20 protein-coding genes are annotated in these 22,253 nt (G+C 45.3%); all 20 read right to left on the reverse strand.

Translation table 11 applies throughout. The features are described from left to right. Positions 1 to 89: 89 nt before the first annotated feature. The gene (locus APAR_RS04015; RefSeq protein ID WP_012808867.1) at positions 90 to 587 is read right to left on the reverse strand and encodes a CinA family protein; all 498 of its coding nucleotides are present in this window, start codon (positions 585 to 587) and stop codon (positions 90 to 92) included. Positions 588 to 680: 93 nt separating this feature from the next. Next, positions 681 to 1,292 (reverse strand): CDP-diacylglycerol--glycerol-3-phosphate 3-phosphatidyltransferase, encoded by a 612-nt coding sequence (gene pgsA / locus APAR_RS04020; RefSeq protein ID WP_012808868.1) that lies wholly within the window; start codon positions 1,290 to 1,292, stop codon positions 681 to 683. Between the two features lie 13 nt (positions 1,293 to 1,305). After that, positions 1,306 to 2,712: a 30S ribosomal protein S12 methylthiotransferase RimO gene (gene rimO / locus APAR_RS04025; protein ID WP_012808869.1), complete on the reverse strand. Its 1,407-nt coding sequence runs from the start codon at positions 2,710 to 2,712 to the stop codon at positions 1,306 to 1,308. After that, positions 2,678 to 3,175 carry a YajQ family cyclic di-GMP-binding protein gene (locus APAR_RS04030; RefSeq protein WP_012808870.1) on the reverse strand — a complete coding sequence of 166 codons (498 nt, stop codon included), beginning with the start codon at positions 3,173 to 3,175 and terminating at the stop codon, positions 2,678 to 2,680. The genes rimO and APAR_RS04030 overlap by 35 nt, the downstream gene beginning before the upstream one ends. Before the next feature lie 47 nt (positions 3,176 to 3,222). Beyond that, positions 3,223 to 4,728 carry a RodZ domain-containing protein gene (locus APAR_RS04035; RefSeq protein ID WP_012808871.1) on the reverse strand — a complete coding sequence of 502 codons (1,506 nt, stop codon included), beginning with the start codon at positions 4,726 to 4,728 and terminating at the stop codon, positions 3,223 to 3,225. A 2-nt stretch (positions 4,729 to 4,730) separates the two neighbouring features. Next, the gene (locus APAR_RS04040; RefSeq protein WP_012808872.1) at positions 4,731 to 7,223 is read right to left on the reverse strand and encodes an FtsK/SpoIIIE family DNA translocase; all 2,493 of its coding nucleotides are present in this window, start codon (positions 7,221 to 7,223) and stop codon (positions 4,731 to 4,733) included. A 5-nt stretch (positions 7,224 to 7,228) separates the two neighbouring features. Then, positions 7,229 to 8,893 (reverse strand): ribonuclease J, encoded by a 1,665-nt coding sequence (locus APAR_RS04045; protein ID WP_012808873.1) that lies wholly within the window; start codon positions 8,891 to 8,893, stop codon positions 7,229 to 7,231. A 251-nt stretch (positions 8,894 to 9,144) separates the two neighbouring features. Then, positions 9,145 to 11,343: a polyribonucleotide nucleotidyltransferase gene (locus APAR_RS04050; protein ID WP_012808874.1), complete on the reverse strand. Its 2,199-nt coding sequence runs from the start codon at positions 11,341 to 11,343 to the stop codon at positions 9,145 to 9,147. A gap of 84 nt (positions 11,344 to 11,427) precedes the next feature. Further along, the gene (gene rpsO / locus APAR_RS04055; RefSeq protein ID WP_012808875.1) at positions 11,428 to 11,706 is read right to left on the reverse strand and encodes a 30S ribosomal protein S15; all 279 of its coding nucleotides are present in this window, start codon (positions 11,704 to 11,706) and stop codon (positions 11,428 to 11,430) included. Positions 11,707 to 11,841: 135 nt separating this feature from the next. Next, complete coding sequence (gene recO, locus APAR_RS04060) at positions 11,842 to 12,591, reverse strand: DNA repair protein RecO (protein ID WP_012808876.1); 750 nt, start codon at positions 12,589 to 12,591, stop codon at positions 11,842 to 11,844. 2 nt (positions 12,592 to 12,593) lie between these two features. Continuing rightward, entirely contained in the window at positions 12,594 to 13,532 is a 939-nt protein-coding gene (gene era, locus APAR_RS04065) for a GTPase Era (protein WP_012808877.1), read from the reverse strand. 12 nt (positions 13,533 to 13,544) lie between these two features. Next, positions 13,545 to 13,922, reverse strand: coding sequence for a diacylglycerol kinase family protein (locus tag APAR_RS04070; RefSeq protein ID WP_012808878.1), 378 nt, complete (start codon positions 13,920 to 13,922; stop codon positions 13,545 to 13,547). Continuing rightward, positions 13,922 to 14,431: an rRNA maturation RNase YbeY gene (ybeY, locus tag APAR_RS04075; RefSeq protein WP_012808879.1), complete on the reverse strand. Its 510-nt coding sequence runs from the start codon at positions 14,429 to 14,431 to the stop codon at positions 13,922 to 13,924. Before ybeY ends, APAR_RS04070 begins: the two co-directional genes overlap by 1 nt. 1 nt (position 14,432) lies before the next feature. Continuing rightward, on the reverse strand, positions 14,433 to 15,392 hold the full coding sequence (locus APAR_RS04080) for a PhoH family protein (RefSeq protein ID WP_012808880.1): 960 nt from the start codon (positions 15,390 to 15,392) through the stop codon (positions 14,433 to 14,435). A gap of 11 nt (positions 15,393 to 15,403) precedes the next feature. Further along, positions 15,404 to 16,675 (reverse strand): MiaB/RimO family radical SAM methylthiotransferase, encoded by a 1,272-nt coding sequence (locus tag APAR_RS04085; protein WP_012808881.1) that lies wholly within the window; start codon positions 16,673 to 16,675, stop codon positions 15,404 to 15,406. Then, positions 16,675 to 17,868 carry a molecular chaperone DnaJ gene (dnaJ, locus tag APAR_RS04090; RefSeq protein WP_012808882.1) on the reverse strand — a complete coding sequence of 398 codons (1,194 nt, stop codon included), beginning with the start codon at positions 17,866 to 17,868 and terminating at the stop codon, positions 16,675 to 16,677. Before dnaJ ends, APAR_RS04085 begins: the two co-directional genes overlap by 1 nt. 33 nt (positions 17,869 to 17,901) lie before the next feature. Continuing rightward, entirely contained in the window at positions 17,902 to 19,011 is a 1,110-nt protein-coding gene (locus APAR_RS04095) for a DnaJ domain-containing protein (protein ID WP_012808883.1), read from the reverse strand. Positions 19,012 to 19,202: 191 nt separating this feature from the next. Next, a complete protein-coding gene (locus tag APAR_RS04100; protein ID WP_012808884.1) occupies positions 19,203 to 19,820 on the reverse strand; it encodes an SAP domain-containing protein in 618 nt (205 codons plus the stop codon). A gap of 80 nt (positions 19,821 to 19,900) precedes the next feature. Continuing rightward, positions 19,901 to 21,148, reverse strand: coding sequence for a radical SAM family heme chaperone HemW (gene hemW / locus APAR_RS04105; protein ID WP_012808885.1), 1,248 nt, complete (start codon positions 21,146 to 21,148; stop codon positions 19,901 to 19,903). A 9-nt stretch (positions 21,149 to 21,157) separates the two neighbouring features. Beyond that, on the reverse strand, positions 21,158 to 22,249 hold the full coding sequence (dusB, locus tag APAR_RS04110; protein ID WP_012808886.1) for a tRNA dihydrouridine synthase DusB: 1,092 nt from the start codon (positions 22,247 to 22,249) through the stop codon (positions 21,158 to 21,160). Positions 22,250 to 22,253 lie beyond the last annotated feature (4 nt).

Raw genomic sequence — 22,253 nt, forward strand, 5'->3', positions numbered from 1 at the left:
AATAAAATTTACTGTATAAGTCCTGTAAAGCAACATAAAAAAGAAGTCCTAAACAAATTTGTTTGGGACTTTCCTATTAAAAGTAATTTTTAAGCCTTCACAATTGCTTCATGAATTAATTGCAAAGCCTGCAAAACAGCAGCTTCTCGCACCTGTTCCCTATTACCAGAAAAATGTTTACAGACCGTATGGGTAAAGTTTTTGCTGTTAATGCCAAACCAAACTGTTCCAACTGGTTTACCAGGCTCTTCTCCTGTTGGGCCAGCTATTCCTGTAACGGAAACTGCAATATCTGAGCCAATAACCTCTCTAACACCTAAAGCCATCTGCGCTGCGCAGGGCTCAGAAACAGCACCAAGGGATGGATCATCAAAAATATCTTTTGATACGCCAAGTACCTTTTGCTTAATCTCAATGGTATAGCTTACAACAGAGCCTTTAAGCACGCTCGATGACCCCGAGATTGCCGTAAGAGCACCTGCAACAAGACCTCCTGTACAAGACTCAGCAGAAGCCACCGTAAGACCAGCCGCAAGAGCCTCTGAAACAACCTGTTGAGCTTCTGAAAGAACTTCAGATGAAAACATACGAATCACAACTTTTCATTCTGCATCAGAACATTCGACTTGAAACCACGCTTATCTTATACAAATAAGGCGCCTCAGCGAGACGCCATATTGTTAAACTTCAGCAATGTATTGCCAAGACTTTACAAAGTAGTCAATTCCTGACCAAGCAGTAAGAACTACCGCAACCCACATAAATGTATTAAAGATAGAGAACAAAACAAAAACATCCTGAATCATTCCACCGGGAATACTAGGCAAGAAAAGCAGGCCACAGATAGCAACCATAGTTGTTGCAGTTTTCCACTTTCCCAAGCTAGATGCCGCAATAACAACACCCTTTGAAGCAACAACCATTCTAAGACCCGATACCAAAAACTCTCGTGCAACAATCACTAAGAGTACCCATGGAGAAACCATATGCCACTCCAGAAGTACAAAAAGCGCTACAACAACAGCGAGTTTATCGGCAATTGGATCTAAGAACTTACCAAAGGTGGTGACTTCATTTCTACTACGTGCAAGGTAACCATCAAGCTTATCGGTCAAAGAAATGACAACATAGACGATAAAGACAAGAAAAGCTCCAAGTTTAAAACCAGGTGTTGACAGAGAATCCACCAGAGATACGCCTAAAAGCTGTGCAAGGAGAAGCCAAAAGGGTACCAGGACTACTCGAGCACAGGTAACAATATTTGCAGGTGTCCAAATTGTCTTTGATGACATGACGCATCCTCAACTAAACGGTTTTCTCGCCAGATTGTTTGTCTGTAGTATCTACAATCTCGCCAATCATTTCATAGCAGAACGAATCTACCAGATCACATAAAACAATGTCTCCAACTGACGCTTCTCCCTCTGCGATGTGAACAGCACCATCGCAGTCTGGAGCCTGGAACCAAGTATGACCGATAAGCTCAGTGCCCTCGTCGGATTCTTCAATTCCGTCAATAATGACCTCGCAGCGCTCACCAACGTGACGGGCAGTTGCTGCAAAGCCAAGCTGCTCTACAAGGTCAAGCAGGCGCTGCGTGCGCTCAATCTTTACCTCATCTGGGACCTGATCAGACATCTTTGCGCCCAAAGTTCCCTCTTCTGGCGAATAGGTAAAGACAGATGTGTAATCAAACTCCTGCTCCTGAATAAAGTCATAGAGCTCGTCAGATTCTTCGTCAGTCTCACCCGGAAAACCGCACATTCCGGTAGTACGAAGAACCATACCAGGAATCTCAGATCTCAAGCGATCAAAAAGCTTACGAAGCTCCTGTATAGATCCAGAGCGACCCATGCGCTTAAGAATGCGCTCGTTACAGTGCTGAATTGGAATATCAATGTAAGGTAGAACCTCAGGTGTATCACGAATTGTGCTAATGAGCTCATCGGTCATACCTTCTGGTTGCAGATACAAAACGCGAATCCAACCCTTATAGGAACGAACTACCTCAGCCACCTTCTGCATAAGCTTGGCAAGCGTTGGAGTCTGACCGTCTTCTGTGTCAGGCATATCCGAGCCCCAAATACCAGTATCCTGACCAATCAGAATGACCTCACGGACGCCACCATCCATCAGCTCTTTTACTTCTTGAAGAATCTCTTCAGCAGGTCTTGAGTGATAGTGACCACGAATGTACGGGATGGCACAGAATGCACAGAATCTGTCACAACCCTCAGAAATCTTTACAAATGCACTGGCTCCGTCAATGGTGCGTAGCATTCCATGAGCAGCAACAATAGACTGCGTTGGTTCAGGGATATTCAAAACGTCCGCAACAATGCTGACAATACCGTCCTCTTGATCTGCAGGAACAAAGGCAGCAACTTCAGGGAGCTGCTCGTTAAGCTCTGCGCCATATCGAGATGGAACGCAGCCACACATAATAATGGGCAGCTTACGCACTCCCTCGGAAGCGCCTTCAGCAATTTCAAGCGTAGTCTCAATAGACTCCTCTGTTGCGGAAGCCAAGAACGAACAGGTGTTGATAATTGCAACGTCTGCTGATTCAGGATCTGCAACTTCACCAAAACCAGAGGCCAAAAGAAGCGCACGCATGCGGTCTGTATCAACCTCGTTTTTAGCGCATCCTAACGTGATGTATAGGACGTTGTAGCCCCTATCGATAGTTGTTGAACTGGAGGGGCTGGCCATAGTCTTTCTCCTTAAGGCTTGCAATCACAGACTGAAGAACATCGCGAGAAGCGCTAGAAACACGCAGCTTATCGCCCTCAACGGTTGCCTTAGCCTTAACTTTCATATCACGAATATCTTTAGCGATCTTCTTGGCAGTCTCCTGGTCAATTCCAGAAACAATAGAGCCAATCTGACGCACGGTAGAGCCTGCTGCAGGAATGGGGTCTCCCCAACGAATAGCAGTAAGATCAATTCCGCGCTTTACCAGCTTGGAGCCAAGAACATCCCTCACCTGAGATGCAACAAAATCTGCAGGAGCCTCAATAGTGAACTTACCCTCTTTCTTTGAGAGCTCAAGGGTTGCACCCGAATCTTTAAGATCGTAGCGCTGTGTAAGCTCACGAGCTGCCTGCTGAAACGCATTATCAACTTCCATCATGTCCACTTCAGACACAACGTCAAAACTTGATTCTTTAGCCATTTCCCCTCCGTATTACCTAGGCGAGAAAAACTTCTTGCCCATGGCGTTTAGTTGCTTGTATTACTGTTGGAATTCTGATTATTAGTTGTGCCAGAAGTTCCACTGGTAGTACTTGATGTCGTGCTGTTTGTTTGAGCTCCAGATGCGTTAGTTCCATTAGCATCAGCAGACTTAGTACCCTGAATGGTCAAGGTACCAATACCAGAAGCATTTGCATCAAATGGTTTAGCAGTACCGTTAACGGTAACAGCAACAGCACCAGGAGTGCCTGCAAGAACGCTCATGGAATCCGTAACGGTATACGTCTGAGACCATGGACCAGTAATTGCATCAGCCTCGACGCTCTTGCCGTCAACAGTAATCTCAACCCAGCTGGTCTGACCATCTGCAACAGTAACTACAACGGTAGTCTGTTTAGGAGTCTCTTCTTTTTTAGACTCGGTTGTAGTGGTGCTCTTAGAAGCATCTGTAGAATCCTTCTTAGAAGTATCCGTATTGCTATTTGTGGTAGTGGAATTCTTAGAAGAATCATTTGTTGAATTATTAACGCTTACCGTCTTTGTAGTAGTAGGCGTAGTTCGAGCAGTCATACAAGAGCGAACGCTATACAGTAAAACAGCGGTGATGATAATTACAACAAGAGCAAACACAGTTGCAACAGTACGACCTGTATCAGAGAAGTAGTTCTGAAGTGCACCCATAACGCCTGATCTTTGAGGAGCACGACGCTGCTGATTACCTGTGCTAGAAGACTGACGACGGCGAACGTTAGGCCTGTCAACCTGTGCAATATTTCTAGAACCACGACGACCAGAGATAGTTGAAGCGCGCTCATAAGGAGCGGTTACGTTGTCATAGCGAAGGTCATCAGTGTAATCACTTGGAGCAACAGTTCTTCTAGTTACATCGTCTTTATAAGCTGGCATACTTACGCCAGCAATACCAACGCGCCTACGTTGAACGCCACCGCGCGTACGACTTGCCATAGTCTTCTGACGAGAGGCTTCTTCAATACCTGCATTGTAGGCATGACCGGTGGCATAGCGAGAATACGAGTAGCCGCCGGCATCCTCTTCAGATGCCTGAGCGCCCAAAGGTACACCCGTTTGTCTAGAGCGAACACCGGACGTAGTTGCAAATGCACCCATATCGCCAGCTGGTCCTCCCGATGTAGGGAGAAGACCGTGATACTGTACGTATGCCTTTGGCCTACTTTCAGACTCATTTATAACGTCATATCCTGCAATTCCACGGCCAGACTGGGTATCACGGGTGCGACGACGCAACTCATGAGAATAAGTGCCATTTTCAAACTCGTAGCTCTCTTCTTGAAACAAATCTACAATCTCACGCGGATTTAATCCCAAATAACGAGCATACGAAGAAAGCATGCCTTGAGCATAGCCACTCTGAGGCATGTTCTTGAAATCACCTTCCTCAAAAGCAATGAGTGCCTGCTCCTTAAGACGAAGAATCTTTGATGCTTGAGCGATAGAAAGTCCGAGTTGACGTCGACGTTCTACGAGCATCTCACTAAAACGAGGGCGTGGCATGCTTACTCTACCTCCCTATAGGCAGCGTCTTGAACTTTAAGCTCTTCAAGAGCATCTTTATCGATGAGAACTTCTCGAGGTTTTGATCCGTTGGCTGGACCAACAATACCTTTTGCCTCTAACATATCCATAATTCTACCAGCACGAGCATACCCAACAGAGAGTGCTCTTTGCAAACTAGATGTAGAACCTAGCTGAGAATCCACAATTATGCGAGCAGCTTCCCAAATGAGAGGATCATCTGCTTGCGTCATGCCACCAACTCCCCCAACGCCATCAGCTTGTGTTGGAGTTGCAACAGTCAAAATATTGTCGTGATATTCGGCCACGCGCTGAGTACGAATGTACTTGACGGTCTCCTCGATTTCCTCGTCAGAAACCCAGCAACCCTGCGCGCGATTAGGCTTCTTACCACGAAGCTTAACCAACATGTCGCCCTTACCCAGAAGCTGCTCAGCGCCCTTTTGATCCAAAATAATGCGAGAGTTCAAAGAGTTATCAACTGAAAGTGCAACACGGTTATCAATGTTCGCACGGATCAGACCAGTTACAACGTCTGCAGAAGGACGTTGAGTTGCCACGATAAGGTGAATACCAGCTGCACGACCGAGCTGAGCAATACGAACAATGGAAGACTCAACGTCTTTACCAGCAACCATCATAAGGTCTGCAAGCTCGTCGATGACAATGACAAAGTATGGCATGTGCTTTGGAGGATTCTCCATGTCAGCGTACTTATCACCATCAACATTTCTATTGTACGTCTTAATATCACGTACTTTATAGTGCTCAAACACCTTTAGGCGTCGCTCCATCTCGGTAACACCCCACTGAAGCGCACTTGCCGCCTGCCTTGGCTCGGTAACAACAGGAACATACAGGTGTGGAAGACCGGCATAACCCGTAAACTCAACACGCTTTGGGTCAACCATAATAAGACGAACCTGCTCTGGAGTTGCGCGCATGAGCATAGACATAACAATAGCGTTGAGCAGGACGGATTTACCAGAACCGGTGGTACCTGCTACCAGCAAGTGAGGAAGGCTGGCAAGGTCAACAACAATTGGCTTGCCCTCAGAATCACGACCAAAGGCACACTCAAGAGGGCCGCCCTTTGCAAACGGAAGAACGTCAGCTAAATTAACTGCCTGGGCCTTCTCGTTAGGAATCTCAATACCAACCAGAGAAGTTCCAGGAATTGGTGCAAAAATACGAACAGACTTTGCAGCAAGCGAAAGCGCAATGTCATCCTCAAGATTAGTAATTTTGTTGACGCGTTCACCTTCGCCCATCGAAATCTTAAACGTAGTAACAGAAGGTCCCGCAGTCCAACCAACCACCTGGCTCGAAAGACCAAACTCTTCAAGCGTGGCCTGGAGTCTCTGAGCAGTAGCTTCAAGCTCATCATCGCTTACAGCAGAAGTTGCCGAGTTTTTATTTGACTTCAAAATAGTAAACGGCGGCAACTCATACGACTCATCATCATCGCCAGGCCTTTTAAGCTGGTTAGGTGTAGCGAGAAAATCAGGCGTTGTTTTAGATTTGCTCTTAGGTTTAGCCTGCTTTGTTGTAGGAGCAGGTCCTGCTACTGCAGCATCGTCTTTCTCGACAACTGCATCATCTATCTGGTCCTTCTTCTTAGAACGCAGTTTATTCTTTGCCTTATCAAGCAGTGTAGTAGGAGCATCACCTGCATCCTCTTGTGCCTCTTGTTCCTCGTAAAGACGAGCGTCGCGCTTAATGACAGAAGTCTTACGATTGCCAAGATAGGTAGTCTCCCCTTCACCAGTCTCGTCAAAGAGAGAAGACTGGTTGTTGGCACCGCGCCTACCCTGTTTTTTTGCTGGCTGAGGTGCATTTGCGGCGTAGAGCGCCTCCTCTTTTGCAAGTGCACGCTCTTCTTTACGGTAGCGATGATTCTCGCGAACCTCATCTAAGCGGAAGCCTACGCGCTCAACCATATCGGAAATAGAAAAACCGCAAATAACAACACCAGCAATGATAAAGCCTACTAAAAGAACATTGCCCACCACGCGGCCAACAAAGCGCAACAAAACCCAAGCAATACCGCCGCCCACATAACCACCAGCAGCCTCCAAGACTTTTGTGCCCAGAAGCATATCTGGAGCAGCCTCAGCGCCTGGAAAGTTAAGTGAGATAAGAGCAAGAGCAGCAAGAACATCCAACGTTAGACCAATAGCAATACGCGTAGAGATTCCCTGATCATCACGCATAAAGAAGGTCATAGCAAAGACAAAAACTGCAATGGGAAAAAGCAAGGCACCCGTACCAAAGCAAAGTTTGAGTCCATGACCCATCGCGCTGGTAATAACAGCATTAGAGGGGACGATGATGGACAAAAACATGGCAATAGCAATCACGGCAAGAACAACACCAATGATGTCGTTCTGCAGCGGACTTAAGCCTACTGCTTGGGCAGAAGAGGCATTTCTAGAATTTCTTTTTGCTGCGTTTGAAGTGCGTTTAGAGGGCATTGGGCTTATACCTCCATAATGACCGGAATAACCATTGGTCGAGTACGAGTTTTGCTCCAAAGGAAGTTAGAAAGAGCATTGCGAACACTCTTCCTCATTGCTTCAATATTTGCACCTTCGGACTTAGAGGCTTTCTCGATTGAATTTCTCACAAGATTCTGTGCGTCGTTCATGAGCTCATCATCATCAGCAAATGAAACACCACGACCAGAAATCTCAACAACGCCTGGTTTAAGATTACGACCAACAAGGGTTACCACAGCTGTAACAATACCGTCCTGGGAAAGACGCTGACGATCACGAAGAACAACAGGGTTAGCATCAGTGACAGACAGGCCATCAACGTACACTACACCAGACTCAACCGTCTTACCACGCGTAACTTTTCCGTTTCTCATCTCAAGCGTGTCGCCGTTATCCAGAATGAAAATACGGTTAGCAGGAACGCCCATCTGCTGAGCAAGCTCTGCATGGGCACGCAGGTGAACAGCTTCGCCGTGGACTGGCATGAAGTTCTTTGGACGAGCCATACCAAGCATCAGCTTGAGTTCTTCCTGACTTCCATGACCAGAAACATGAACAAGTGCCTTTGACTTGTCGTAAATCTCGCAACCAATCTTAGAGAGCGCGTTAATAATGGACTGAACGCTCTTCTCGTTACCTGGTACAGGAGTTGCAGAGATAATTACGGTGTCTTGAGGACGGATGGAAAGCGATTTATGCTCTCCATTTGCCATACGCGCCAAAGCACTTAGAGGCTCTCCCTGAGAACCGGTACACAAAACAACAATGCGATCATCTGCAAGTTTATCAACATCGTAAGCATCAATGATGTCTTTATCAGCAATATTAAGATAGCCAAGCTCACGCGCAATCTTTGTGTTGGTAATCATAGAGCGACCAGTAACAACAACCTTACGCTTTACCGCCACAGAGGCATCACACACCTGCTGCAGACGGTGAATGTGGCTTGAGAACGACGCAACAAAGACACGACCAGTTGCATTCTTAATGATGTGACGAAGTGCCGCACCAACAGAAGCCTCAGATGGAGTCATACCTGGGCGGTTGGCGTTAGTCGAGTCAGAAAGCAGCAGGTCAAGCCCCTCAGAGGCAAACTTAGTAATAGCAGCGTAATTTGGACGCACGCCATCAATAGGAGTCTGATCAAGCTTAAAGTCACCAGAGTGAATAAGTGTTCCCGCAGGGGTCTTCATGTGAATTCCAAAAGCTGCAGGAATAGAGTGGGTCATCGAGAAGAACGTGATGTCAAAGGCACCAAGCTGTACCTTAGAGCCATCAGTAACCTCACGAAGCTTAGTGCCCACAATCTTGTGCTCAGCAAGCTTACCTTCAATAAAGCCAAGCGAGAGCTTACTGGAATAAATTGGTACCTTACGAGTAAGATCCATAAGCAGGTACGGAAGAGCACCAATGTGATCCTCATGACCGTGGGTAATCAAAATACCGCGAAGCTTATCTTCGTTTTCTAGTACATAGGTGTAGTCTGGCAAAACAAGGTCAATACCAGGCTGTTCGTCATCTGGGAACATCAAACCAGCATCAACAAGCACCATATCATTACCGTACTCAAAAACGGTCATGTTCTTGCCAATGCCATCAAGTCCGCCCATAGGAATGACTTTAAGAGCTGGGTCTTTCTTAGGCATTAAAACGCTTTCCTTTCAAAAAAACTTTCTATAACAGACGCTACCCATAGGGCCGTCTACAAGACTTTTTGCAAAATCTACATGTTGTTTAATTATATAAAAAATCAGCACGTATTACGCTATATATTCTCAAAGAATCAAAATCTCAACAGAATAACAAGAGAGCTCCGACATGCATCGAAGCTCTCTTTACAATCTCATGTGTATATAAGGTCTCGCGTGGCGAGAAACCCTTTGAGTTCAAGCGTACCTTATGCGTCGTGATGACGGCGTGGTTGTCTACGCTCGGAGCTGCCAGTATCGTTCTGACGACGTGAGCGGTGCTCCTCACGGTCCTTCTTTGAAGCACCCTGCGGTGCCTCAGGCTTATCAAGACGGTCAAGAGAAATCTTGCCCTTCTCGTCTACCTCAAGAACCTTAACCTTAACCTCGTCACCAATAGCCAGAACATCCTCGATCTTCTCGACACGTCCTTGTGCTACGCGAGAAATATGGAGCAGGCCATCTTTACCAGGAAGAAGCTCAACAAAGGCGCCGAATGGCTGAAGACCAACAACGCGACCGGTGTACTCCTCGCCTACCTCTGGAACCTTAACGATAGCCTTGATGCGCTCTGCGGCAGCCTCAGCAGCACCGTTAGTACCAGCGATAAAGACGGTGCCATCCTCCTGAATATCAACAGTTGCACCTGTATCCTCCTGGATGCCACGAATAACCTTGCCACCAGAACCGATGACGTCACGAATCTTATCGATTGGAATAGAAAGCGAGATAATCTGAGGAGCGGTCTCTTTAGTCTCTGTACGAGGTGCAGGAATCTGCTCAAGCATCTTGTTCAGAATGAACATGCGACCCTCGTGAGCCTGCATTAATGCATTACGTAAAATCTCAGGAGTAAGGCCAGTTGCCTTATTATCCATCTGCATTGCAGTAATTCCCTTGGTAGTACCACAGACCTTAAAGTCCATGTCGCCGAGGAAGTCTTCAAGACCCTGGATGTCGGTAAGAACAACAGTCTTGCCGTTCTCCTGAATAAGACCCATTGCAACACCAGAAACAGGACGCTTTAGAGGAACACCTGCATCCATAAGGGAAAGCGTAGAACCACAGGTAGAAGCCATGGAAGAAGAACCGTTGGACTCCATTACCTCAGAGACAACGCGGATGGTGTATGGGAACTCTTCCTCGGAAGGAATGACAGGAAGAAGTGCGCGCTCTGCAAGAGCACCGTGACCAATCTCACGACGCTTTGGGCTGCCCATACGACCAGTCTCACCAGTGCAGAATGGTGGGAAATTGTAGTGGTGAATGTAGCGCTTACCATCCATTGGCTCAATGGTATCAAGACGCTGCCACTCGTTGAGCATGCCAAGCGTACAGATGGAAAGAACCTGAGTCTGCCCACGCTGGAAAAGACCAGAACCGTGAACAAGTGGCAGATAATCAGGCTTAACCATAATTGGACGAATCTCATTAGCCACACGACCGTCAACGCGCTCGCCAGTCTCAACAACCATAACGCGCATTGCGTGTTTCTCAAGAGCCTTGAGCTCAACTGCAATAGCGCGGCTCCAAAGCTCCTGCTCCTCCTCGGTAAACTGAGCCTTGATCTCATCCATCAAGTCAGCAACCTTCTGCATACGGGATTGCTTGTCAGCATCCTTAAGAGCAGCGCTCATCTGATCGTAGTAAGCAAAGATACGGTCGTGAACCTCAGCGATTGGCTCGTCAAGAATATACTCACGCTTAACAATTGGGCCGTTAACCTCTTCCCACTTAGCAATAAACTTCTTCTGCTCCTCGCAGAAAGCTGCAATTGCCTCCTGGCCAAATGCCATAGCAGAAAGCATATCCTCTTCGGAAATCTCATCTGCGCCAGCCTCAAGCATAGAAATAAAAGTGGAAGAACCGCCAAGCTCGAGGTCAAGATCAGAGTGATCACGCTCTTCATAGGTTGGGTTAACCAGGAACTCACCGGTATCAGCGTTTCGACCAATACGAACACAAGCAAGTGGACCCTCAAATGGAACGCCACCGACAGCTAGAGCAGCAGATGCGCCCATGACAGAGATGGTGTCAACAGCATTCACCTGATCAGCAACAAGAGAGGTTGCGACAATTTGAACCTCATTGCGGAAGCCTTCTGGGAAAGAAGGACGCAGAGGACGGTCAATCATACGAGCAGTAAGCGTTGCTTTCTCGGATGGACGAGCCTCACGCTTGAGGTATCCACCAGGGACACGGCCAACTGCATACATTTTCTCAATAAAATCAACAGTCAGTGGGAAGAAGTCATAATCCTTACGCTCCTTGGAAACCACTGCAGTGAGAAGTACGGTGGAATCACCACATTTAACGATACAGGCACCTGTTGCCTGCTTTGCGAGCTCACCAGCCTCAAGGGTGTAGTGCTTACCATAGAGGTCAAATTCGTGAGTTACTTTAGTCATTTCTTTCCTCTTCTATCTCCGTTTGCCCCATTGCAAACGGGCCTCAAACATAAAGGGCGCCAGACGGCGCCCTAAAAAGCCAACTTACTGGATGTTATCGCGGATACCCAAAGAAGCAATAAGAGTACGATACTCTTCAATGTCGTTTGCCTTGATATAAGACAGAAGACGACGACGCTTACCAACGAGCATTAAAAGACCACGACGAGTGTGGAAGTCCTTCTGGTGAGACTTCATGTGATCGGTGAGCTGACGAATACGCTCGGTAAGAAGAGCAACCTGAACCTGTGCGGAACCAGAGTCCTTCTCGTCTTTGCCGTACTGCTTGATAAGCTCAGCCTTACGATCCTTAGTTACTGCCATAATAAACCGCCTTTCGCGTTGAATACTCCTTGTACTGAGAAGGCAGCCGGCAGTGACTAGCCCCTAAGAACAAGGAAATAACCTACAAAAGGATACCAGTTACTGTTGAACTTTGCTAGCAAAAATCCACTTAAACTAGATACTGAGCAAAAATTCAAATGCTTTAAGACGCACTTCAAGGTGCGTAGCCGCCCAAATATGCGCGCTTGTGAGCAAAAAGAGCGCAGTTTCTGGAGCAATTTCTGCAACAACCAGCTGGTCAAAGGTAAGTTTTAGAAGCGACGACAACCACGAGAGTTCAAGCTGAGTCACCTCAATAGCCCCCTCAATCTCATGCGCACAACTTCCACATAAAGCACCACCAGCAGTTGGCGAGAAGTACGTCAAAGCCTCATCTCCACAGGCAATGCACGATGCCAGCTCTGGGCGCCAGCCTTCGTGTGCTAAAACCTTAAACACATAGGCGGCAACTACAAGATCTAAGTGTTTCTCGTCATCCACTTCTTCGCAGGCTTTAAGCGCACGTGAAAGCAGCGAGAAGAGAAACGCATCCTCGACGCCGTCAATACACGAAAATCGCGCCACTTCGCAGATAGCAGATGCAGCAGCTACTTTAGAAAGATCTCCGCGAAGCGTTGCGTGCGGTTCAAGCAAGGTTGCCTCAGACAAGATATCAAGTGAGCGTCCCTCTGCCAGCAGCACGTCTAGTTCGCAGAAGAGTTCAACGCGAGCAGCAAAACGACCTCCCGGCTTTCGGGCGCCCTTTGCAACAGCTCGGCGTTCTTCTCCCGTATCGGAAAGCATGGTCAAGATGAGGTCTTGCTCGGCAAGTTTTGTTCTATCAAGCACAATTGCTTTAAGACGAGTGGTCTTTCTACCAGGCACAGCTAATCCTCAGTCGAGTAACCCAAGCGCTTAATCTCATTGGCATCACGTCTCCAAAGAGGCTGAACCCGTACCTGAAGGTCAAGGTAAACTTTGCGACCAAACAGTTTCTCTAGGTCTTTTCTAGCCTCAACGCCAACACGCTTAATCATGGAGCCACCCTGACCAACTACGATGCCCTTTTGTCCTTCTCGCTCAACCAAAATAGTGGCAGAGATGGATAAATGACCGTCCGTTGCAATTTCATACGAATCGCAAACGACTGCAACAGAATGTGGAACTTCCTGACGGAGGTTCAACAAAAGCTTCTCACGGACAAACTCTGCTACCAGGTCTTCTGGCAATGCGTCAGTCTCCATGTCTTCTGGGAACCACATAGGACCCTCAGGAAGATGCTCGGAAACAAGCGCAATAAACGCTTGGACATTAAAGTCTTCTAGTGCGGAAACAACAAGCACGTCATCAAAGTGTACAAGAGTCTGTGCGGCCTTAAGCTGCTCCGCTACCTGCTCTGGAGTTGCAATGTCTGCCTTGGTAATAATCAACAACTTAAAGGCAGCGTGCGCCTGCTCAACATGATTAGCAACCCATTCATCACCACGACCAACAGGCTTGGTGGCATCAATCAAAAAAGCAATCACATCGGCGTCATTAAGTTCTCCAAGTGCAGCCTTATTGAGTTCTTTACCAAGAGCATCTTTAGGCTTGTGCAGACCCGGAGTATCTACAATGACCAGCTGGGAGTTTTCTCCATTTACAACTGCTCTAAAGCGACGACGCGTAGTCTGGGCAACAGGGCTTGCAATAGCCACTTTCTGGCCCATACAAGCATTTAAAAGCGTGGACTTGCCAACGCTTGGACGACCAACTAAAGCAACAAAACCGCTCCTAAAAGGAGTGGTCTCAGATGAAGTATTCTTAGAAACTGAATTGGCGGTCATATGTCCTCCAACTTACCAATGAAAAACCGCACGCGAGAAAATCAAAAGCCCTATGAGAGCTGCGGTAATGCTAATACAGCATGAAGCAGCTGCTGCAATATCTTTTGCCTTACCGGCCATAGGATGAAACTCTGGAGAAACTAGGTCTACCACTGTTTCTATTGCTGTATTAATGAGCTCTGTGGTTAAAACCGCACCAATGCAAGCAAGAACAAAGGCCCAACTCATAGCATCTAAGCCAACATACAATCCTGTAAGCACAGTCAATACAGCGACAACTAACATACGTCGCAAGTTTGCCTCTTGAGCAAACGCCTGACGAGCACCTTGCAGCGCAAAAAGAAGTCCGCGCTTAAAACTTGGATGTCTACCCTTAGATCCCGGAATCATTACTCGTCAATCCCCTCACGGTGGCGAGTCAAAACAACTGGCTCAATGGTCTTATCTGTCAATAGCAGAGCAACAAGGGCATCTTCACGAGCCTCCATAACCTCTGCCTCATCATCTGCAACATGGTCATATCCAAGCAGGTGAAGCATGGCATGAACAAGCATCAGCCTAAACTCATCCGCCTCCGTAGTGCCATATTCTTTTGCCTGTCGCGCAATAAATTGAGGAGCAAGAATAATATCTCCGAGCTCACACATCTCACCCGGAGCCAAATCAGGATCATCAGGACGCTCTACCTCAAGTGAAATAACGTCAGTGGGTGCATTTTTTTCTCGCCATTCAAGGTTTACCTGTTGAATCTCTTCATCACTGACAATAGAAATAGAGACCGCGCAAGGGCGTTTAATGCCCTCTTCAGAGAGTACTAAATTGCAATCGGCTTCAATCTCTTCTACAGAAATTGGTGACTCGACGCCATTTTTGATCACAATGTCGTACTCGTTAACCACATTACTCCCCTAGCTGTTTCTTCTCATACGCAGTGTATGCATCAACTATCTTACCAACCAAAGTGTGGCGAACAATATCATTTCTGTCTAAATCAACAAAAGCAACGTCTTCAAGGTTACTCAGCACCTGTCGAGCAACATCCAGGCCGCTTCTTCCCACAAGATCTCGCTGCGTTGCATCGCCCGTAATAACAAACTTTGACGAGAAACCCAAGCGAGTCAGAAACATTTTCATCTGCTCAGGCGTAGCATTTTGTGCTTCGTCCAAAATAACAAACGCATCATTCATGGTACGACCACGCATGAATGCAAGCGGAGCAATCTCAACAATTCCCCGCTCAATAAGGTTATTTGCATACTCCATAGAAGTCATATCAAAGAGGGCATCGTAGAGCGGTCTAATGTAGGGATCTAGCTTCTCTTGAAGTGTGCCCGGAAGAAAACCAAGTGACTCTCCAGCTTCAACAACAGGTCTTACCAGCACAATTCTGCTGATTTGTTGTGAAGTCAAAGCGGCGAGTGCCATAGCAACAGCCAAATACGTTTTACCAGTACCGGCGGGACCAGTACCAAATGTTATGGAGTTATTTGCTATCGCCTTGGTATAAGCAATCTGACCTTGCGTTTTAGGTTGAATTGCTTTGCCCTTATGTGTAACAAACAGCGTACGTGTTCCCGCCTGCTTTAAGTTGGCATTTCTTTTTGTGTTGTCAAGCAGAAACTTTACGTCTTCAAGTGTAGGCCTTGAGCCTGATTCGACCATTTGAATCAAGTGAGAAAAAATAAGCGTTAATTGTTCTATTTCTTGAGAAGTTCCAGATAGAAAAATAGCTTTGCCTCTAACTGAAATAAGAGCCGCACATGATGCTTCAATTTCTCTGAGCAAACTATCAGCTGGACCCGTAAGGTATAAAGGATCCACTGAATCAGGAATAGTTAAGCGAATCTGTGTTGGCTCCATGTTCCCCCAATTTATAAACGAGTAGCTTTTAGTGTTCCATTAGGTAAAACTTCATCAAAGCGCATAGCAACTAACTCATCAAGTTCAATGGTAGGGTCAACCTGAACGTCAAAAAGACCTCCAGAAATTCCTTTACCTGGATACTGTACCACCACATTATCGCAGGTACCAATAAGCTTCTTGGCAGCATCAAAACGCATTTTATTACCCAAATCACGCATTTTCTTTGCACGCTCGGCCATCACCTTTGGATTAACCTGATTTGGAGCAGTGGCTGCAGGCGTTCCAGGACGTTTGGAATATCTAAATACATGCATTTTTGAAAAGCCCATCTGACGACAAAACTCATATGACTCTTCAAATTCTTTATCGGTTTCTCCTGGAAAACCAACAATGAGGTCTGTTCCTAATGCGATGGTTGACAGCTCTGAACGCGCTTCCTCAACAGCCTTGCGATAGAGCTCTGTCCTATATACCCTGCCCATACGGGCAAGCGTTGCGTCACATCCAGACTGAAGACAAATGTGTAAGAATGGTGCAACTCTTCCGTTGGATGCAGCAATTACCTTCACTAGGCGTGCATTTACATCAGGTGGCTCAAGAGAAGAAAGTCTTAGGCGTCCAACCTCAGTTTTTTCAAGCACATACTCGAGAAGATCTGGGAGCCTGAAGATTTTCTCACCCTCATCTTCAAGTTGAACTTTATAACTACCAAGATTAATTCCTGTAAGAACAACCTCCTGAGCACCTCTGCTCATAGCGTCTTTTACCTGTGAAACAACTTTACGAGGATCAAGAGACTTTCCTGCACCACGTGCTTTCCACACAATACAGAAGGTGCATCGATTATCACAGCCATCTTGAATTTTGATACCGGGACGCGTACGACCAGTAGGTGTTGGCTTTGAAATAACAAGACCATCATCACTTACTGATTCAGGAGCAAAACCAAGCTCTTCAAGAACTCTATCTGCAACTTTGTCCTTCTCGGCTTCTACAACAACATTTGGGGCAAGCGAAGCAAGCTCTTCAGCAAAAAGACTTGCAACGCAACCAGTTGCCACCACAAGAGGAGCTCCAGGCATAAGCGCTGCTTTACGCACAGCTTTTCTCGTCTTAGCTTCTGCTTCAGCAGTAACTGCACAGGTATTAATAACAATTGCCTGTGCTTCATCTTCTTCAACAATATGGCAACCCATACGAAGCAAAGACTCTGCCATTAAATCAAGCTCAACTCGATTAACTCTGCATCCAAGATTTATAAGTGCAATACCATGAGCCATTAGTGCCTCTTCTTGGAAGCCTTTTTAGCATTCTTGTCTTTATCAGCTGTGAAATCTTTTGCTGAAGATTGATTACCGTGCTGATTATCTTGAGTTTCTTGAGCCGAATTTTGTTTGCGCTCATCAATAAGAGCAGTGAGCATCTCTAATTGATCTGTGGTTAAACCAGTTGAAGTCTCAATGTGAACCAGAACGTAAAGGTTTCCACGAGCCTTAGAATGCAAACGAGGCATACCCTTACCAGCTACACTCAGCTGCTGACCATACTTACAACCTGCAGGGATAGAAATTTCAATAGATTCATCTTTGATAATGCCGTCAATAGTAACGGTGGTACCAACAATTGCCTCAAGAGAAACTACGCTAACTGAAGTAAAAAGGTCATCGCCCCTGCGCTCAAAGTCTTTATGTTGAGCAACCTCAATGGTTACGATAAGGTCACCAGAGGTTTCGCCTCTAACACCTGCTTCGCCTTTACCAGTAATAGAAATTGATTGACCTGAATGAACACCTGCGGGAATTTCAACAGAAACACGCTCATGATCAGGAGTTCTTCCCTGACCTCCACAGGTCTCACAAGCATGTTCAACTTTCTTGCCCGTTCCTTGGCACTCTGGACAAACGGTTTGGGACTGCATTTGACCAAAGACGGTATTTTGGACCTGAACTACAGTACCTGTACCATGACAGCGTGGGCAGTCCTCAATCTTTCCACCCTCACCAAGACCTGTACCGTTACAGTCATCGCAGGTAGAAAGTCTGTTATAAGAGATAGTTTTTGTAACACCAGCAGCAGCTTCTTCCAAAGTGATAGAGAGTCTAATTCCCATATCACTACCACGAGTACGCTGAGCAGCGCCTCGACCGCCATGACCGCCGCCAAAGAAAGTATCAAAGATATCTCCAAAGCCGCCGAAGCCGCCACCAAAAATATCTGACATATCCACATAGCCGCCGCCAAAACCGGATGGACCATTAGGGTCACCATAACGGTCATAGTTAGCACGCTTTTGCTCATCTGAAAGTACAGAATATGCTTCGTTTATCTCTTTAAATTTCTCTTCTGAATGAGGGTCATCAGAAACATCAGGGTGCAGCTTTCTTGCAAGCTTTAAAAAAGCACGCTTGATAGTTTTTTGATCTGCATCATGAGCAACACCTAAGAGCTCGTAGAAGTCTTTCTTCTCTGACACGCTTACTAACTCTCCCCTTGTAAAACCTAATTCCTAAATTCCCATATAACCAACATGGCCCAATCCGGCCGTACAAGCATACAAAGTCATAATAATAATTGAGTAAAAGGCACCGTTAATAATTCCTGAGACAAAGGCATTTGCAAAGCTTCTCCACCAACCAGCGTTCATCTTGACGCCGTCTACAAGAATATTCCTAATGCCAAATATTAAAAGCGGAATCAATACGATGGCAAAAAGTGGTGATCTTAAATTAATTGCCACAAACACAAGGAGCATTGCGATAATACCGGAGATTCGTGCGCCAGCACGCTGACGGAACGTCAACTGCTCTGAAGGAACCTTAACATTAACGATAAAATCGCCAGTTGCAGAACCATTTGTTCCCGCATTTCCCATTCCAGAAACTCTGATCTGATCTCCATCATGCGAGTTGGCTGGTATATCAACCATAATTTCACTTGCAGACAAAACACGTCCAGAACCACCGCATACATCACACGGATCTTGGACAACGTGTCCAGTTCCATCGCATTCTGGACAATCAACTCTAAACTTTCCAACTCCAAAAATGGAAGAAAGATCAATATCAATGTGTCCAGTTCCGTGACAGGTAGGACAGGTAGTTGACTCGTCCTTATGCTGAGATCCCTTACCAGCACACGCATCACAAGTAACAAAACGCTGATACGTAATGCCTTTCTTAACGCCATTTTTAGCGTCAGTATCACTTAATGTCATATCATATACAATATCTGCGCCTGTTTGAGGCTTGTACGCACGAGAGCGTTTTTTAGATCTAGTAGTCCAGTTGTTAAAGTCAATATCACCAAATGGGAAACCTCCCTCAAAAGGAGAACCTCCACCATACGTTGATCCACCAGGATAGCCAGAGGGACCATAACCACCACCATAGAAAGAACCACTTCGCATAGCATCATAACGACGGCGTTTCTCGGCATCTGAAAGAACAGCATATGCCTCAGAAACTTCTTTAAAACGCATCTCAGCATCAGGTTCTTTATTTACATCAGGATGAAGCTTACGAGCTTTAGTTTGAAAAGCTTTTCTAATTTCTTCAGCTGTCGCGGACTCAGAGACACCAAGGATGGCGTAATAGTCCTTTTCATTCATAGCAGCCATGAAATCTCTCCGATTCGACCCGTTACAACATATGATTATAAGAACGTTTGAAAGTGTACCCACTTGTTTTTAACTTAATGCAGTACAAATCCCATTAAGAATATTCATTAACTACATACATAAAAATTCGACATACAATCGAATATGTTCATGACTTTTTCAAACTACTAGTAAAGAAGATTATCAAATGATTACTTATGATATTCCCGTATTTTAAATGCATACTTAATTAATAAATCTTTCGAGTAGGTTTTTTCACCTTTTGAATCTCTAACTTCTTTCCAAAGAATAGAAGCCACCTTTAATTTATTGGAATAGCTATAGCTATTTTCATCTGCACAAAAATCTTTTAAAAATTGATTCCACTGACAAGCCGAATTATCGTATTTCGCATAATCTAAATCACCATAATATACATTTAACAAATCCCTGATTGTAAATGCACTATTGTTCTCTCTCTTAACTTTTCTCCAAGCAGCGGCCATATCAGCAGTAAATTTAAATGGTGTAACTTTTGTTAAAGAAGAAAAATATTCTCTAAACTTTGAATTAAATGAGAAGCCACACTCAAGCAATGGTGAATTTAAGGTAACAATTTTTTGATTAACTTTTTTATTCTTTATAATTTTTTTCTTAATTAAATTACCTTTAAAATACTGTTCGATAATATAATTGAGTTCTCGTTTTGTACCTCTATATTCCAAACCTAAAGACTTACATATTTGCATAAGTTCTTCACGATACCAGTAATACTTATTAAACTCATCAAAAGATGTAATATCATCAAAGCTAGGTCTTTTTTCTGCCATTCTTCAATCCTTTCTTTATTATTCATTTTATTTTGTAACATCAATTAAATACTAACTGCATCAAATAAATTTTTCTAACATTATCTTAACTCCCAAAAACGGCCATAAAGCTCGTTTCCAAGCAGCCAGCCCTTCTTGGTAGGCCTATATGAAGCCTTAATCTCAGAATCTGCTGCATCAACGCATTCTAGTAACTCATCTTGTACACAGGCATCAAACACTTCTTGTAAAGTTAATGCACCAAATACCTGCTCAGACTCATCCAAAAGCGCAGGCGCAATTAGCTCTGTGAGGCGTGCATGGAGCATCAAATCTTCTGCCACAGCTTCTCTGTAGGTCAAAAATTCAACGTCAAACTCTGTCGAGAAAAGCGATATGCCTTCAGCAATTTTTTTTGGAGAATCAAGCACCACAAGTCGCACACGGATAGCATCTTGTGGTCTCGAAGGCAAAAAAGCGTTTTCCTTTGCCAGAGCATCATACTCAAAAGCTGTCAACATACTTGCAGCACTAGTACCTAGACCAAGATACGACTCACCTGTCCAGTACATCTTATTATGCTTGCAACTTTTCTGATTACGAGCATAACTTGCCACCTCGTAACGCTCAAATCCTGCTGCTTGAAGCATCTTTGAAGCCGTTTGCATTCGATCTGCCTGCACGTCATAAACATTCCATGGAATGTCTTTATCTTGGGTTTGCTTAGCTAGTGCCGTGCCATCTTCAATGGTAAGTGGATAAACACTCACATGATTTACCCCAAGCGAGATAAACCTTGAAAGCGTATATTCCCAAGAACTCTCTGTTTGCTCAGGAATAGCGCACATGAGATCAACCGACACTTCGTAGCCGCTCTCTTTTGCAGCTAAAACTCTATCGTATGCCAGATCAGCTGAATGAATTCTACCAAGCTCCTTAAGCTCATTATCATTAAAGCTCTGAACTCCCAAAGAAATTCTCGTTACTCCTCCTGCAGAAAGACTAGCGAGAAGTTCGTCAGATAGTGAGTCTGGATTTGCTTCCATACTAAATTCAATAGGATGTGTAATAGATGAGGTATGATGCGCCAGATCAACCGCACCCTGATCAAGTAAGCTGGGAGTTCCACCGCCCATATAAACTGTTTTTGTAGTTGCGAGTATACCCAGTTGAGCAGCTTCGTCTAACTGATGTTTTAAAGCATTTACATACTTTTTCATACGACTGTCATCTTGTCTTGTAGACCAAGAAGAAAAATCGCAATAGAAACATTTTTGCGAGCAAAATGGGATATGCAGGTAAAGTGCAGAAACAGCCGCTTGATTATATTTAAACTGCCAGGAATTCATAATGAATCACTAGCTTAAAGACAGCTTGTGTTCAGATGCTTCTTGTTTGCCCACAAGTTGTGTAACTGTTTCTTTAATTTCTAATGCAAGATCAATAAAATCTTGAGCAGTAACACATCTCACTGACTTGCCACGCCAATAAGCTGCATTTGGAATACCTCTAAAATACCAGGTAGAGAGGCTTCTTGCACGGGCAATATGAATGTGGGCAGCATCGAGTAACTTTACGTGCATCATGAACGACGCAAGCATTTGATCAACTGATGGAACAAAGGGAGTTTTACCCTCAAGTAAAGCTTGAGTGTTCTTAAAGATCCAAGGATTTCCGTATGTTCCGCGAGCAATCATAACAGCAGTCACACCTGTTTCTTTAAGAGCATGAGCTACATCTTCAGCAGAGAGCATGTCACCAGAACCTATTACAGGAATAGATACGGCATCACAAACTCTATTAACCGTCTCCCACTCTGCTTGACCTCGATACATCTGTGTAGCAAAACGTCCATGAACAGCAATGGCAGATGCACCAGCTGCTTCCATAGCACGAGCAAATTCAGGCGCCACTTCCTCATCCTGCCGTCTTCCTCGTCTAATCTTGACGGTAACAGGTACAGTAACCTCTGAAAGACAAGCTTTTACCAAATTTGCAGCAAGTTCTGGAGTATCTAGAAGGGCTGAGCCCTCCCCTTTTTTAACAACCTTAGGAACAGGACAGGCCATATTAATATCAATAAGGGCAAGTTTATTTCCTAGGCGCTCACTAATCTGTGCTGCAGCTTCTTTAAACTGCTCCGGTTTTGAACCAAAAAGTTGAACGGCAATATCAGGCTCTGTAGAAAGAGGCTCTACAAGCTCCCAGGTTTTCTCGCCACCAAAGTGAATTCCTGCAACAGAAACCATCTCTGAATAGGCAAGACCTGCTCCGCCTGCTCGAGCCATAGTGCGATATACACCATCACTGACGCCGGCCATGGGAGCCATGAGCACAGGATTAGCGGACAGGCGCTCCTTGAGTGAGTTACCTGCTGCAAAAGGAACAATATGCGAAGAAAGACCTGCTGCAGATGCACAGGTTGAAATGATGGTTTGAAGCGACTTCACAAAT

The organism is Lancefieldella parvula DSM 20469 (assembly GCF_000024225.1).
Classification (GTDB): Bacteria; Actinomycetota; Coriobacteriia; order Coriobacteriales; family Atopobiaceae; genus Lancefieldella; species Lancefieldella parvula.

What these genes read in the sequence shown, in the direction of transcription:
- APAR_RS04015 (WP_012808867.1), bottom strand. Translation starts at nt 587, where the DNA reads ATGTTTTCATCTGAAGTTCTTTCAGAAGCTCAACAGGTTGTTTCAGAG.
- APAR_RS04035 (WP_012808871.1), bottom strand. Translation starts at nt 4,728, where the DNA reads ATGCCACGCCCTCGTTTTAGTGAGATGCTCGTAGAACGTCGACGTCAA.
- rpsO (WP_012808875.1), bottom strand. Translation starts at nt 11,706, where the DNA reads ATGGCAGTAACTAAGGATCGTAAGGCTGAGCTTATCAAGCAGTACGGC.
- APAR_RS04085 (WP_012808881.1), bottom strand. Translation starts at nt 16,675, where the DNA reads ATGGCTCATGGTATTGCACTTATAAATCTTGGATGCAGAGTTAATCGA.
- APAR_RS04050 (WP_012808874.1), bottom strand. Translation starts at nt 11,343, where the DNA reads ATGACTAAAGTAACTCACGAATTTGACCTCTATGGTAAGCACTACACC.
- APAR_RS04080 (WP_012808880.1), bottom strand. Translation starts at nt 15,392, where the DNA reads ATGGAGCCAACACAGATTCGCTTAACTATTCCTGATTCAGTGGATCCT.
- APAR_RS04070 (WP_012808878.1), bottom strand. Translation starts at nt 13,922, where the DNA reads ATGATTCCGGGATCTAAGGGTAGACATCCAAGTTTTAAGCGCGGACTT.
- APAR_RS04100 (WP_012808884.1), bottom strand. Translation starts at nt 19,820, where the DNA reads ATGGCAGAAAAAAGACCTAGCTTTGATGATATTACATCTTTTGATGAG.
- hemW (WP_012808885.1), bottom strand. Translation starts at nt 21,148, where the DNA reads ATGAATTCCTGGCAGTTTAAATATAATCAAGCGGCTGTTTCTGCACTT.
- rimO (WP_012808869.1), bottom strand. Translation starts at nt 2,712, where the DNA reads ATGGCCAGCCCCTCCAGTTCAACAACTATCGATAGGGGCTACAACGTC.
- pgsA (WP_012808868.1), bottom strand. Translation starts at nt 1,292, where the DNA reads ATGTCATCAAAGACAATTTGGACACCTGCAAATATTGTTACCTGTGCT.
- APAR_RS04045 (WP_012808873.1), bottom strand. Translation starts at nt 8,893, where the DNA reads ATGCCTAAGAAAGACCCAGCTCTTAAAGTCATTCCTATGGGCGGACTT.
- APAR_RS04095 (WP_012808883.1), bottom strand. Translation starts at nt 19,011, where the DNA reads ATGGCTGCTATGAATGAAAAGGACTATTACGCCATCCTTGGTGTCTCT.
- era (WP_012808877.1), bottom strand. Translation starts at nt 13,532, where the DNA reads ATGACCGCCAATTCAGTTTCTAAGAATACTTCATCTGAGACCACTCCT.
- APAR_RS04030 (WP_012808870.1), bottom strand. Translation starts at nt 3,175, where the DNA reads ATGGCTAAAGAATCAAGTTTTGACGTTGTGTCTGAAGTGGACATGATG.
- APAR_RS04040 (WP_012808872.1), bottom strand. Translation starts at nt 7,223, where the DNA reads ATGCCCTCTAAACGCACTTCAAACGCAGCAAAAAGAAATTCTAGAAAT.